Origin of the sequence: Legionella cincinnatiensis (genome assembly GCF_900452415.1) — a bacterium.
GTDB classification, from domain to species: domain Bacteria; phylum Pseudomonadota; class Gammaproteobacteria; order Legionellales; family Legionellaceae; genus Legionella; species Legionella cincinnatiensis.
The window spans coordinates 1392550-1406550 of the sequence record NZ_UGNX01000001.1 but is presented as its reverse complement, the minus strand read 5'-3'; the positions used below and the strand labels follow the sequence as shown (position 1 = coordinate 1406550).

Genomic DNA, 14001 nt, shown 5'->3' with positions numbered 1-14001 from the left:
TCTCCCCTAAAAATCAAACGTTACTTGCATCGATGGTGTCATTGGTGGGTTAGAACAAGCGCAAGTTGGCACTACATTGACTTGCTGTTATGGTTTTTGAAGGTTTGTTGGGACAGGCGAGCGGCAGGGTATGCCGCCGAACTGTTACAGCAATATACCCAGCGCTTAACGAATATCAGTTCTTATACTGGTGTTCAGACAAGTAACATGGTTTGAGATCATTTTCTAGCGCAAGAAAATCTTTTGTTCTGGCCACGCCCAGCGCCGTTATGGCATTTAAATCGATGCGAACGCAGGCCCCGGCAAGAACATACGCGGCAACGGCCACCACACGGGGGCAGCCTTTATATATTGAAAAATCAATACCTAACTTAGACCCCTCGCAAAACCAAGATTCTTTCTCGCCATTATTTAACCAATTATAAAATTCTGTTGACGACTTGGGTTGTTCTTTAAAATCAGGTACCGGATAAAAGGGCGTGTCACTACAGTATTCATAAACAACATGAATAGGCAATAATTTTTGAGCACTGCCAACACCAGTTCGCCATTGATTATCATCATCCTTATCAACATATTCCTGAAGTTCCTTAATAATAGTACCTTCAAAATCAAAATGCTTTTCTGGCGTTTGCGTGATGACACCATGAAGTTCATAGGTTACACCGGTTTCTTTTATCCTTTGATATTGTGTCCTTAATACCGTCTTTATTTTTTCACCTTCTGCTGTTTTAGGTAAACAATCAAGCATCTTCGTCCACATGTGCTTATCTAAAGCCCACATAGCGTATTCAAAACCACTAATATGGGTAAATTTGCGGCCTGATAAATCAGTCACTTGTCCCCTGATATGCATTAAAGCCGGATTCTTTTTCAGCATCTCTGCTACAGCTTCATGATTTCCACGAACAACTTGATGGAGAAATTTTCTAGCCTCCTGTAATGGTGCTAAGTGTTGATTTGTTCTGAACAAATTATGATTACTTTTTGAAGTCATAGAAAGGTCTAGGAACTCTTTGGTGGGTAAAAACTTAGTGATTTCACCTTTTATAACATTGGGCAACTGATTAAAATGTTCAAATTTATCGTGCATGGCTTTTCCTGTAAATTAATTTTTGTATTTTATTTGATCATTTAGTGTTTGTAAACACCATTAATGATTTGCTTCAGCACATCTTAATTGTAAATCTGTTCATTTAAACCACTTGATCATTCATAAAATTTTATGGAAGACAAAATAAGAATACTTTGGGTGATGCGTAAAATGACTATTTGGTGAATTGTGTCATTGTTTGCTTACATTAATCTGAGGTCACACCCCTGCAAAAAAGGACAAATATTACTCCAGTAGTTCAATTAATGCAACTTTTAAAAAATAAGAAGTATTATTGGAAAATATCGAAGCAATCTTAATGAAGACCTATAACACCATTAAAGTAGCCGCAAAAGAGATGAAGAAACTATCTCAACTCAGTCAACCAGGATTTCAGTAACCCATTTCCAAAAGTGCGAACCTAAGGGAACCATTTTTTAGAATTTTTAAGGTTCGATATCGCGCATAAAGCGCGATATGTAAACAGTACCCCTCTTGTAATCGCAGATTTGTTTAAAGAACATCTCATTGATTTTTAATAATTTCACTTAAAGAACAGTTATTCTCTATTGCTTCTTTAACCCACATCCCAACCTGATGATGTGCATCTCGAAATGGCATTCCTTGCAATACCAATGATTCTAAAAGTGCCGTAGCATCTAAATAGCCACTATTAGCCTTTTGTTGCATCAGGTTCGTATTGAATTGTACACTTTGTAAGAAAGGAATCATGATTTCCAAACACGCACTCAATGTATTTACAGTATCAAACAACCCTTCTTTATCTTCTTGCATGTCTTTATTATAAGCCAGGGGCAAGCTTTTCATTACGGTTAAAATACCCATGAGATGTCCATAAACACGACCACTTTTTCCCCTAATGAGTTCTAAAACATCAGGATTTTTTTTATTGGGCATCAAAGAAGAACCCGTAGCAAATGCATCATCAAGTGTGATAAAACCAAATTCCTGTGTTGCCCAAAGAATTAAATCTTCAGTCAAACGTGATAAATGCATCATGACTATTGCAGCAACGGAACAAAATTCAATAATAAAGTCTCTATCGCTTACTGCATCTAATGTATTTTCAATAATCCCTGTAAACCCCAAAGTTTGTGCCACCCATACTCTGTCGAGTGGTAAAGTGCTTCCTGCCAAGGCTCCCGCGCCTAAAGGGGAATAATTCATTCTTTCGTGCCAATCGTGCAAACGTCCTAAATCGCGATGAAACATGGCACGATAAGCTGCAAAAAATTGGCCTAAATAAATAGGCTGAGCTTGTTGCAAGTGAGTATAACCCGGCATTTTTTCCTGAGCATGGCATTTTTCGAGGTCTTCTAAAACATGAAGTAAATGATTTAAGAGCTGGCTAATATGTAATCCCATATCACGAGAATATAACCTTAGATCCAAAGCAACTTGATCATTACGACTGCGGCCTGTATGCAGCTTTTTACCCACCTCACCAATTTTAGCAATCAATAATTGTTCAATGAGCATATGAATGTCTTCGCAAGACTCATCAAACTCGTGAGTCTTGTTTTCGAGCTCATGACCAATTTCTGTCAAAGCATTGCAAATACAGTCCGCTTCACTCTGCGTAATAAGTCCTTGGCGAGCAAGCATTTTTGCGTGGATCTGACTTCCCAATATATCGTGCTTAAAAAGTATCTTGTCAACAGGCAATGAGGCATTAAAATGCATCACTCTGGGATCCAATGCTTTCTTAAATCTTCCGCCCCAAGTTTTATGACTCATTACAATTCTCCTTGCTTTTATGTACCTTGCCATAGACTTGTGCTGACAAAGAAAATAAATTAATAAACCCTTCGGCATCTTTTTGATTATAAACACTATCCTCTTCAAAAGTAGCTAAAGCAGGATCATGAAGACTGTAAGGTGAATGCATACCCTCAAAAATAATATTTCCTTTAAATAGCTGCAACTCCACCGTCCCCGTAATATGCTGTTGGGTTACATCGATCAAGGCATCCAATGCTTTTTTAGCATGAGAAAACCAACGCCCTTCATATACAAAATTGGCATAAATGTGTTGCAAGGATTGTTTTAAATGCAATGTTGATCTATCCAAGCATAAACTTTCCAACATTTGATGTGCTTTATAAAGTACTGCCGCGGCTGGAGCTTCGTACACGCCTCGGATTTTCATTCCAACCAATCGATTTTCTACAATATCAGCCACACCTATTCCATGTGCACCTGCTATTTGATTTAATTCGTTCAGCAATTCAACTGGGGATCTTTTTTTAGAATTTAGAGCAACAGGTATACCCTGTTCAAAATCAATATGTATGAGCTCTGAATGATTGGGCGTATGCTCTAAAGCGGTTGTCATTAACAACAAATCATTCGGTTTGGGTTGTCCTGGATCCTCCAACACCCCACCCTCGTGCGAAATATACCAAAGATTATGATCTCGTGAATAAGGAGATTTAGGTGTTACCGGCACTTCTATTCCATGTAACTTGGCATATTCTATTGCTTCTTGTCTTGACTTTATCGTCCAAATTCGCCATGGAGCAATAATTTTAAGTTCGGGAGCCAAAGCTTTTATCGTATATTCAAAGCGCACCTGATCATTACCCTTGCCAGTTGCTCCATGAGCTATTGCATCTGCATTTTCTTGTAATGCAATTTCAACTAATTTTTGCGCGATTAAAGGTCGAGAAATAGTGCCTAAAACATATTGATTTTCATAAAGTGCTCCTGATTTTACTAATCGCCAGAGATAATTACTGGCAAATTCCTCTTGAACATTCATCACATAGGCTTTTGTAGCACCACTTTTAATTGCCTTTTCCTTAATTGCAGCTAAATCTTCATTTTGTCCTAAATCACAAACCATCGCGATAATTTCTGCTTGGTGATAATGTTCTTTAAGCCAGGGAATCATCACTGAGGTATCAAGGCCGCCTGAATAAGCAAGAACAATTTTTTTTATGGATTCAGTCATCGTTTACTCCTGATAATATTGTTTTAAATGTGCTATTGGTTCAGCTAATTCTTTAGGAACTACATCTGCGACTAATTGGCCGTTTTTAAGAATAATTAATCGATCAGCCATTTTGCTTAGGAAATCAAGATCATGCGAAGCAATGATCATCGTAACACCCAAAGACTTTACTGAATTTAATAAACTAATCACCTCATCAATCGTTGCTAAATCAAGACCTGATGTAGGTTCATCACAAAGTAGCAACTGGGGTTTCATCATCAAACTTCGTGCTAAGGCAACACGCTGCTTTTGTCCTCCAGATAACTGTTGGGGATAAACATATGCCTTATCACTAATACCCAAACTCTTTAAGAAAGTATGTGCTTGCTCCTCATGATTTACGTTTTTGTGGTGTAATTGCGGTGCATACACTAAATTTTGCATTACAGTCATATGAGGAAAAAGTTGAAAATCTTGGAACATGAAACCACTTTTCCCTACCACCTCAATTGTCCCTGAATCCAAGGTTTCTAACTGTTGCACGCAACGCAATAATGTAGATTTTCCACTTCCTGATGGTCCCGCCAAACCAAGTACAGTATGTGCTTTAACATGAAGATCTAAATTGTTTAATACCAGCACTTCACCAAAGTACTTACATGCTTTATTAATGGTTAACATAAAGCTCCCCTTTGTTCTATTTTTTTGCCCAAAGATTCAATTAAGAGGACTAACGCATAGTAATAAAAACCCGCAATACAAAGAGGGATAAAATAAGTAAATTGCTCAGCAGCAACAGACTGTGCTCTACGCATCAAATCCATACCACCAATGGTCGCAATCAAAGCAGTTTCTTTAAGTAGCGCGATCATTTCATTAATAAAAGCAGGTAAAACATTTTTAATTACTTGTGGTAAAACAATATCTTTCCATAAATAAAAATTTGGAATGTGTAGTGTTTTTGCCGCTTCAAACTGCCCCTTTGGTAAATGGTCGATGCCTGCTCGCAAAATTTCAGCTATATATGCGGAACTGTTTAAACCAAACGTGATTAGTCCCGCCACCATAATATTTGCTTTAATTCCAATTAATGCAGGTGCTGCAAAATAAATAAAACTCAACTGTAAAATTACTGGGGTTCCTCGCATAATCGAAATAAATCCATTAATAAGAGGTTTCATTATTCCTTGATAACGTAATAACGCCAGCAAGGTTCCCAATAAAGTTCCTATCAACAAACCACCAAACAACAAGATTAAAGTGACTAAAATTCCTTCACCTATATAAAGAATATCTTGATTTAATTCTGCCATTGGGCACCCCCCAACCATTTTTTCTTCAGTTTGGATAACTCACCACTTTGATCCAAATCCTGTAACACATTATTGATCTGCTGTGTTAAAAGTGAGCCTTTTTTTAGTGCAATACCATAACCATCTGCTGATTGAGCGATAACAGCAAAAGACAATCCGGGATTTTTTTGACTATAAACAGCTCCTTGTATTCCATCTACCAAAACTAAATCCACATGCCCTGCTTTTAATGCCGCTATAGTTTGATTGTTATTATCCATCACTAATATATTGGCATTGGGCACGTTCTTTTTTAACCAAATTTCCATAGTAGTCCCCAATTGTACTGCTATTTTTTTATCAGTTAATTCTCTTGCATTTTTAATTGGTTTTTCTTTTGGAAAAACTGCTGCCATGCTTTCGAAATAATAAGGTTCTGTAAAATCAAAATTCTTTTTTCGCTGTTTTGTAATCGTAATTGTAGAAATCGCTGCATCAACCTGCCCCAAGCTTAGCGCAGGTAAAATACCGCTAAATTGCATGGCATCAAAATAGGCTTCTTTACCTAGTTTTTTAGCAATTAAACGGGCAAGATCAATATCAAATCCCTTAATTTCCCCATAGTCGTTATATTCAAATGGTGGATATTCTGCCGCCACGGCAAAGTGAATTGTTTTTGTATTTTCATCAGATATATCGGCATAACATAGAGATATAATAAAAGTTAAGCTTGTTAAAACAATAGAAAATATGATCTTCATTTGAATTTAAATCCAGTTTTTATGCGTTTTTTAAATTTAACAACCCACTCTTGTTTTGTCAAGGAATTATGAATATAATTTCTAAAAAGTGACTATATATTCAAAATATCGAATAAAAGGAAGATATCAATGAGCCAAGATCCCGCTTTGGATGGACATATATTAAATATTGTGCAGACAGAACAAATTGAAGAACAAATTGATTTACAAAATGCTTTAAAAAAACGAGGTTTCACGATTCCTCAGGCAACTTTATCGCGTCGACTCAAAAAACTAAAAATTGCGAAAATTGGTGGCACTTATCAGGTAATCGATTTTAATCTACCCAATTTACCCTTAGTTTTGAATATGCAAATTTCGGATTATGGACTCATAATACTCCATACCCATCCCGGAAACGCAAACAGTCTTGCTTTTTACATTGATAGAAAATATGTCTCTTTTTCGCTTCAGAATATCCCAAACTCCGGCATTTTGGGGACTATTGCAGGCGATGATACAGTGCTTCTTATTGTAAAAAATAAGGAGTTACTACCTACTGTAGTCCAATTGTTATACGACGAGTTTCCTTATTTAAAAAGATAATTGGCTGCAACATTAACTACAACTCAACCATTTCGCAAAGCATTGTTACGTTTTACTAAGAAAACAAAAATCGCTCCGAAAAATACGCACAGAAGCTACTGATGCTCCATATATGTAGCCTAGGTGCAACGCAGCTGAACCCGGGCTTTAGCACGCCTCACCAAAAATATAATTATATTTGTAAGTTATTACATCCTAGATATAATAAGGATTCAACGTGAAAGGTACCTAATTTATGACCATCTCAGTAAAAGAGTTAGAAAAGATTTCTCAACTAGCCTATCTCGATACAGATATAGAACATTCACCCAAGCTTATTGAAGATATTAATGCCATTATGAATTTTGTAGATCAATTGCGTGCTGTCAATACTCAAGGAGTAGAGCCACTTTTTCATCCCCTTGCTCTAAATCAATGCCTAAGACCGGATCTGGTTACGGAAGAAACGTGCGTGACTGAATTAGCAGCACTTGCACCCAAATTTGAAAATGAGCTTTATCTAGTACCTCAAGTGATAGAACAGAGTAAATAACTATGGAAATCTTATCTCTAAAACAATACTCCGATGCTTTGCACCAAGGTGAACTTTCTAGCGTTGAATTAACGCAACACTATCTGACACAAATCGAAAAACAAAGCGATTTAAATGCATTTATTAGCATTGATGAAGAATACGCCCTGCTTGCAGCCCAAAAAGCCGATCAGAAATTAAAAAATGGCCAAGGCAAAGTACTCACTGGAATTCCGATGGCCCTGAAAGATTTATTTTGTACTAAGCGAATGACCACGACATGTGCGTCTAAAATGCTTGCTGATTTTCGAGCTCCTTATGAAGCAACTCTGGTGAATAAGCTTTTAGAACATGGCTCCATTCTTATTGGTAAAACTAATATGGATGAATTCGCCATGGGCTCATCCAATGAAAACAGTTACTTTGGTGTCGTCAAAAATCCATGGGATAAAGAGCGAGTTCCAGGAGGCTCTTCTGGAGGTTCTGCAGCAGCCGTAGCTGCAGGTCTAATCCCTTTTGCAATCGGCTCTGATACAGGTGGCTCAATAAGACAACCTGCTTCTTTATGCGGAATTAGTGGAATAAAACCCACCTATGGCCTTATTTCGCGTTATGGAATGATTGCCTATGCATCCAGCCTTGATCAAGCCGGACCTCTGGCCCGAAGTGCTGAAGATCTAGCTCTGGTGCTCCAAGCAATGGCCGGACATGATTCCAAAGATTCAACCTCCGTTGAAGCAACAATTCCTAATTATTATGAAGAACTCAATAAGTCCTTAACCAAACTAAAAATTGGCCTACCCTCCTGTTTCTTTCAACCCCAAGTAGAACTAGAAGTACAACAGGCAATTCGTACAGCAGTAAATGTTTTTGAGGGAATGGGAGCTGAAATTATTGAGTTGGATTTGCAACTACAGCCATTATGGGTGCCTTGTTATTATGTAGTTGCTTGCGCTGAAGCGTCATCTAACTTATCGCGTTATGATGGGCTGCGTTTTGGTTACCACAGTGATAAAGCAACAAGCTTAACAGAGCTCATTCGCAACACGCGTAGTGAAGGATTTGGTATTGAAGTAAAACGTCGTATCCTTACTGGAACTCATGTACTTTCTTCAGGTTATTTTGATGCTTACTATTTGCAAGCACAAAAAATTCGTCGTTTAATCCAGGAAGAACTTGTCACTACTTTAAAAACAGTAGATATAATTTTGGGGCCAACCTCGCCAACATGTGCTTTTAAGATCGGCGAAAAAATTGCAGATCCCATTCAAAATTATCTGGCGGACGTCTTTACTGTCGCGGCTAATCTTGCCGGACTCCCTGCAATTTCCATACCAGCAGGATTTGCTCAAGGGTTACCCGTAGGGCTGCAACTTATGGGCAAGCATTTTAGCGAACACCGTTTGCTTCAGGTTGCTCACCATTATCAACAACAGACCAACTGGCATTTAGCCAGTCCAAATCAATAAGGGCGAACTATGGAATGGGATACTGTCATTGGGCTCGAAGTACATATTCAGCTTAAAACAAAATCTAAGCTTTTTTCTGGCGCCTCTACTACATTTGGCTCTACTCCTAACTCACAAACATGCTTTATTGATGCAGGACTTCCGGGAGTCTTACCCGTATTAAACCAAGAAGCGGTCATTATGGCGATCCGATTTGGTTTAGCCATCCAAGCAGAAATCCAAGATCAATCCATTTTTGAGCGCAAAAATTATTTTTACCCAGACTTACCCAAAGGATACCAAATCAGCCAATTTCAAAAACCAATTATCAGCAACGGTAAATTAACCATTACTTTAAAGGATGGCAGTGAAAAAGAAGTTTTAATTGCACGTGCCCATTTGGAAGAGGATGCAGGTAAATCACTGCATGGAGTACATGCGGGTTATAGTGGTATTGATCTGAACCGTGCAGGCACTCCATTATTGGAAATTGTAACAACTCCCTGTTTATTTTCCAGTCATGAAGCTGTTAGCTATCTCAAAAAACTGCATCAACTAGTTCAGTTTTTGGATATTTGTGATGGGAACATGCAGGAGGGTAATTTTCGTTGTGATGTGAATCTCTCATTAAAACCTAAGGACTCTTCTACTTTAGGGACACGAACTGAATTAAAAAACTTAAACTCATTTCGTTTTATTGAAAAAGCAATTGCGTATGAACAAGCGCGACATATGGATTTATTGGAAAGTGGACAACAAGTAACCCAAGAAACTCGTCTTTATAATCCTGATACGCATACTACTCATGCAATGCGCAGTAAAGAAAATGAAAATGATTATCGTTATTTTCCCGATCCTGATTTATTACCCATTCAAATCCCCCTTTCTCTTATCTCTGAAGTAAAAAATAATTTACCAGATCTTCCCGATAAAATTTATCTGGAATTAAAAAATACTCCTTCATTAAACGAAGAAGACATTAATTTTATTCTTTCTTCGCCCGCAACTTATTATTTTTATAAAGAAATAAAGACACAAAGCCATGCCCCTGAAAAAATGATCATTAATTGGTTAAAAGGACAATATACTGCAGCGTTGAATGAAGAAAATCTCACCTTTGATACACCTCGTGTAGCGGCAAATATTATGGCAAATCTACTCAATAAGTTACAGGATAATATTATTTCTCTAAATCATGCCCGAACCATTTTTACTTTACTCTGGTCTGGTGAAAAAGATATTGAAACTATCATTGAGCGTGAAGGTTTTCGTCAATCAGATAATACCGCTCTTTGGGAAGAGATGATTGCTCAGTTAATAAAACAATATCCTGAGCAAGTTGCTGATTACAGATCAGGAAAAGAAAAATTATTAGCCTTTTTTATTGGGCAAATAATGAAACAAACTAAAGGAAAAGCAAATCCTGAACAAATTAATCTTCTTTTGAAGAAACGTTTAAGCGGAAATTGATCGAAACTAACTCTTTATCATCACAATATATTACTTAGGGATTGCAACATGAAACAACATGGAATTTATAAAATAGGTATTGTTATTTTAATTTTTTTAACTATGGGAATGAGTTACGCAGGAACCCCTGTATGGACATTCACACCTGATGGAAATTTCCCTCCTACAGTCACAGTCGGGAAAACCAGTAACGCCACTATTAAATATACAGTAACCAATCAATCACATAGAACGCATCAGTTGATAATGAAGCCCATAAAGGGCATCACCTCATCAGGCTGTAGCTTGCCTTTAGGGTATCATCAATTCTGCACGTTGACTTTACAGGTTCATGGCAATGAGCTTTCAGGAGCTGTGGTAGGAGGCCCGATTCTTTGCAGTCAAGGAAATCCCAATCAATGTTATCAGCCTAGTGCAGGCAATGAGTTGAATATTAAATTAGCCGAAATTACAGGCAAAGTACAATCAGGTATTGCGAATAATATTCTCTTTATCAATAATGCTTCGGTAACAATCTATGCAGCAGGGCCTAATGGCTCTGAAATTGTGGGAAGTACGCTAACCAATGCCAATGGGGAGTTTTTTATCGCGCTCTCCCCTGGCACCTTAAAAACATACAAAGATTATACCTTTTTTGTAATTGCCAGGAAGGGAAATGACTTAGTACTCGCTAATGTCATGGGAACCCAAATAATACCCACTCTTGTAGTAAATGAACTGACCACGGTGGCTACCGCTTATGCTATGGCACAGTTCTTAGATCCATCAAAACTTTTATTAGGATCTTCTTTAATGCAAGGTTCTTTAAAAGGTTTAAATATTGCCAGCCAAATGAACCATAATTTAGTTGACCCTATGACTGGCTCCTTCTCTTCGATAATTGCTTCGCCCCCAAATGCATTCGAAACAAACGCGCAACGGTCGTTAGGTTCTTTAGCAAATTTATTGTTGCCTTGCGTGAGAAATGGGGGAAGTGATTGTACCTTTTTATATAATGAAACTACCTTTAATGGAGCGAGACCCGCTAATGTATTGGCGGCCATTTATAGCGTCGCAAGACATCCTTCCAATAATGTTTCAGGAATATTTAATTTGGCACAAACTACAACGGTTTATATCCCGTCTTTAACAATACCCGAATTGCCTTTCCCTGAGTTTCAATCAGAACCTGACGCATGGACGATTGCAGTGAAATTTAACCATTCAGGGAATGATACCTCTTGCCCTTTTGGAGGTCCTGGTGGAATGGTTCAGGATAAAAATGGTTTTATTTGGATAACTAATAACACCATTCAAGGTACTCCTGACTCCAGCAATTGTATGATTGTACTCAAAAGCAATGGAGCCCCTGCAGATGGCAAAAATTGGACACCAAGTTCACCTATCTTTGGCGGTGGACTTTTAGGCGGTGGATTGGGAATATGTATTGCTGCAGACAACACTATTTGGCAAGGTAATTTTGGTTGGGGTAGTTGTAGCACCTGTATTCCCAATGGAAGCGCCTCTCAATTGACTCCATTAGGTCACCCCATTTCTGGCCCGGATGGGTATCAATCAGCACCGCCGAATGAATTAGATCGTGTTCAAGGAATTGTTTCAGATAAACATAATAACATTTGGATGGCAAGTGTTGCCAATAATAAAGTAGTGGTTTTTCGTAAAGGATTACCAAATGATGCTATATCGTATCAAGAACCGGACATGAGCTACCCATTTGGCATTGCAATCGATAAAAAAGAACGTATCTGGGTCACAAACAACGGAGCAGTACAATTGCCAGAAGACAGTTCTTCAAACCCTGGATCTGTTTATGTCTATAGGTTAACAGAGGCAGGTATTAAGCTATTAAAAATTATCAGCCCGGTAGGTTTAAGGCTTAAAGAAATTGCTGTAGATTCGATTGGCAATATCTGGGTCGCTTCAACTGTGGATAATACAACCCCTATTAGCTCATCTGTTTATCAGATTGACGGAGATAATTATAATATTATAGGGAATTATACAGGAGGTGGAATTGCAGGCCCCTGGGGGTTAGCAATTGATGGAAATGATCATATTTGGGTGGGAAATTTTGAATCTCAGCCCCTAGGCTCCCAACCCTTTAAAGCAAGAGTAAGTGAGTTATGCGGCAATCAGCCGGTAACCTGTCCTCCAGGTAGTACTATACCAGGAGATGGTATATCACCAGAAACAGGCTATACCTTACCCTCAGGCGGAACGCAAGTGCGCTTGCCCAATGGCGATCCTCTGAGAGGAAAAAATCAACCACCCACCTTTAGTCCTTTAATGCGACAAACCTATGTATTAATCGATCCCGCAGGCAATGTTTGGGTTACCAATAACTGGAAACCTGTTCCCATTACTGAGGGACAATTAAATACAGGAGGCGATGGATTAGTAGCATTCGTTGGTATGGCAAAACCAAAAGATGCTTAATTATGCTTAGTTTTTTTGCAACCGGATTTGTATCGACCGTGTTGCAAAAAATATAAGGATCAAAAAATAAATTTTAGAACTACCTATCCACCCCCACAAATTTTTTTATAGCGAGTAATTTGCTTGAAATAATAAAAAATTAATACTAAATATTATTAATCATTCACCCCATAATAAGTTGAGAAACGCCAAGTAACTATGGAATGGAAATAATTAATTTTTCAGAAGAAGTGCTGTATTTTTTTAATATGGATTAGTATTAATTTGGGAAGAGAGGTTAATATGGCTAAGAAGATGCAAGGAAAGCCAATATGGGATAGAGTCGCCTTCTTATTTCAGGGAGGAGGTGCTTTAGGAGCTTTTCAGGTTGGAGTTTTTGACGCCCTACAACACGCTGGATATCATTTTGATTGGGTGAGTGGTATATCAATTGGTGCAATTAATGCGGCTATTGTTTCTGGTAATAAACCAGAAGATCGGGTGAAAAAGCTAAAAGAGTTCTGGCAAATAATTAGCTCCCCTGAATCCTTAAATTGGTGGTATTATTGGGGCTCAGAGGAGGGTCTAAGGAAGTTGTATAATCAATGGCATGCCCATGCAACCCTACTCTTAGGCCAACCTGGTTTTTTTCAGCCACGCATGATATCCCCTCATTTTATTCATCAGGCTGTTCCTGAGGAAATCAGTTTTTATGACACATCAATACTTCGTAATACCCTGGAAAATCTCATCGATTTTGATCTTTTGAACAGTGGTAAGACTCGCTTAACTTTATCTGCAGTAAGAGTGGATAACGGACAAGAAGTCCATTTTGATACAAAAAACCAAAAGATATACCCCGAACATATTATGGCAAGTGGTGCGTTACCTCCTGGGTTTCCAGCGGTAAAAATTGATGGAGAATATTATTGGGACGGTGGAATCGTCAACAATACACCGATTGAGGTGATTTTGAATGATTTACCTCGCAAAAATACGTTGTGCTTTATGGTACATTTGTTTGATCCCGATGGGGATTTGCCTTCTAATTTAGACCAAGTCTTATTAAGACATAAAGACATCAGTTATGCGAGTAATTATAAACGAGTCATAAAGTCTTTTAGTGAAGCTCACGAAATGCGACATGCCATTTCTGCTCTTTATGATATGCTTCCAGATAAAATAAAAGAAGATCCGCATGCCCGAAAATTAAGAGCACTAGGATGTAAATCGACAATGCTGATGGTACGTTTTCATCGCCATCATACAACAACCGATCTCTCTTCCAAAGACTATGCCTTTTCACCCGCATCAATACGCGAAGGTATTGAAATGGGATACGAGCAAGCAACGCTAGCCGTTAAGAAATCCCCTTGGCTTAAACCCATACCTCAAGACGTAGGAGCAGTTTTATACGATATGCATTTGCACGATGAGTCATTAGCTCATCATAGGTGAAATCGCAAATAT

12 protein-coding genes are annotated in these 14001 nt (G+C 38.2%); 6 read left to right on the top strand and 6 right to left on the bottom strand.

The window, feature by feature from the left end:
- Positions 1-175: 175 nt before the first annotated feature.
- The 6 genes from DYH34_RS06210 to DYH34_RS06185 all read right to left on the bottom strand — a co-directional run bounded on the left by DYH34_RS06210 (position 176) and on the right by DYH34_RS06185 (position 6102).
- A complete protein-coding gene (locus DYH34_RS06210) occupies positions 176-1093 on the bottom strand; it encodes an F-box protein (RefSeq protein WP_115342568.1) in 918 nt (305 codons plus the stop codon).
- 525 nt (positions 1094-1618) lie between these two features.
- Positions 1619-2851: an argininosuccinate lyase gene (gene argH / locus DYH34_RS06205; RefSeq protein ID WP_058466012.1), complete on the bottom strand. Its 1233-nt coding sequence runs from the start codon at positions 2849-2851 to the stop codon at positions 1619-1621.
- Positions 2841-4067 (bottom strand): argininosuccinate synthase, encoded by a 1227-nt coding sequence (locus tag DYH34_RS06200; RefSeq protein WP_058466011.1) that lies wholly within the window; start codon positions 4065-4067, stop codon positions 2841-2843. The genes argH and DYH34_RS06200 overlap by 11 nt, the downstream gene beginning before the upstream one ends.
- Positions 4068-4070: 3 nt before the next feature.
- Positions 4071-4730 carry an amino acid ABC transporter ATP-binding protein gene (locus DYH34_RS06195; RefSeq protein ID WP_058466010.1) on the bottom strand — a complete coding sequence of 220 codons (660 nt, stop codon included), beginning with the start codon at positions 4728-4730 and terminating at the stop codon, positions 4071-4073.
- Positions 4724-5362: an amino acid ABC transporter permease gene (locus tag DYH34_RS06190; RefSeq protein WP_058466009.1), complete on the bottom strand. Its 639-nt coding sequence runs from the start codon at positions 5360-5362 to the stop codon at positions 4724-4726. The genes DYH34_RS06195 and DYH34_RS06190 overlap by 7 nt, the downstream gene beginning before the upstream one ends.
- Positions 5350-6102, bottom strand: coding sequence for a substrate-binding periplasmic protein (locus DYH34_RS06185; protein ID WP_058466008.1), 753 nt, complete (start codon positions 6100-6102; stop codon positions 5350-5352). The genes DYH34_RS06190 and DYH34_RS06185 overlap by 13 nt, the downstream gene beginning before the upstream one ends.
- A 129-nt stretch (positions 6103-6231) precedes the next feature.
- On the opposite strand from DYH34_RS06185, the gene DYH34_RS06180 reads away from it, so the two are divergent.
- The 6 genes from DYH34_RS06180 (at position 6232) to DYH34_RS06155 (ending at position 13989) form a co-directional block, all read left to right on the top strand.
- Positions 6232-6687, top strand: a complete 456-nt coding sequence (locus tag DYH34_RS06180; protein WP_058466007.1) for an arginine repressor — start codon at positions 6232-6234, stop codon at positions 6685-6687.
- A 235-nt stretch (positions 6688-6922) separates the two neighbouring features.
- A complete protein-coding gene (gene gatC, locus DYH34_RS06175) occupies positions 6923-7219 on the top strand; it encodes an Asp-tRNA(Asn)/Glu-tRNA(Gln) amidotransferase subunit GatC (protein ID WP_058466006.1) in 297 nt (98 codons plus the stop codon).
- Between the two features lie 2 nt (positions 7220-7221).
- The gene (gene gatA, locus DYH34_RS06170; RefSeq protein ID WP_058466005.1) at positions 7222-8667 is read left to right on the top strand and encodes an Asp-tRNA(Asn)/Glu-tRNA(Gln) amidotransferase subunit GatA; all 1446 of its coding nucleotides are present in this window, start codon (positions 7222-7224) and stop codon (positions 8665-8667) included.
- Between the two features lie 9 nt (positions 8668-8676).
- Positions 8677-10116, top strand: a complete 1440-nt coding sequence (gatB, locus tag DYH34_RS06165; protein ID WP_058466004.1) for an Asp-tRNA(Asn)/Glu-tRNA(Gln) amidotransferase subunit GatB — start codon at positions 8677-8679, stop codon at positions 10114-10116.
- Positions 10117-10164: 48 nt separating this feature from the next.
- Positions 10165-12552, top strand: a complete 2388-nt coding sequence (locus DYH34_RS06160; protein WP_238589559.1) for an NHL repeat-containing protein — start codon at positions 10165-10167, stop codon at positions 12550-12552.
- 282 nt (positions 12553-12834) lie between these two features.
- Positions 12835-13989: a patatin-like phospholipase family protein gene (locus tag DYH34_RS06155; RefSeq protein WP_058466003.1), complete on the top strand. Its 1155-nt coding sequence runs from the start codon at positions 12835-12837 to the stop codon at positions 13987-13989.
- Positions 13990-14001: the final 12 nt, after the last annotated feature.

Coding starts and splice junctions, on each gene's coding strand:
- DYH34_RS06210 (WP_115342568.1), bottom strand. CDS start 1,093: ATGCACGATAAATTTGAACATTTTAATCAGTTGCCCAATGTTATAAAA.
- argH (WP_058466012.1), bottom strand. CDS start 2,851: ATGAGTCATAAAACTTGGGGCGGAAGATTTAAGAAAGCATTGGATCCC.
- DYH34_RS06200 (WP_058466011.1), bottom strand. CDS start 4,067: ATGACTGAATCCATAAAAAAAATTGTTCTTGCTTATTCAGGCGGCCTT.
- DYH34_RS06195 (WP_058466010.1), bottom strand. CDS start 4,730: ATGTTAACCATTAATAAAGCATGTAAGTACTTTGGTGAAGTGCTGGTA.
- DYH34_RS06190 (WP_058466009.1), bottom strand. CDS start 5,362: ATGGCAGAATTAAATCAAGATATTCTTTATATAGGTGAAGGAATTTTA.
- DYH34_RS06185 (WP_058466008.1), bottom strand. CDS start 6,102: ATGAAGATCATATTTTCTATTGTTTTAACAAGCTTAACTTTTATTATA.
- DYH34_RS06180 (WP_058466007.1), top strand. CDS start 6,232: ATGAGCCAAGATCCCGCTTTGGATGGACATATATTAAATATTGTGCAG.
- gatC (WP_058466006.1), top strand. CDS start 6,923: ATGACCATCTCAGTAAAAGAGTTAGAAAAGATTTCTCAACTAGCCTAT.
- gatA (WP_058466005.1), top strand. CDS start 7,222: ATGGAAATCTTATCTCTAAAACAATACTCCGATGCTTTGCACCAAGGT.
- gatB (WP_058466004.1), top strand. CDS start 8,677: ATGGAATGGGATACTGTCATTGGGCTCGAAGTACATATTCAGCTTAAA.
- DYH34_RS06160 (WP_238589559.1), top strand. CDS start 10,165: ATGAAACAACATGGAATTTATAAAATAGGTATTGTTATTTTAATTTTT.
- DYH34_RS06155 (WP_058466003.1), top strand. CDS start 12,835: ATGGCTAAGAAGATGCAAGGAAAGCCAATATGGGATAGAGTCGCCTTC.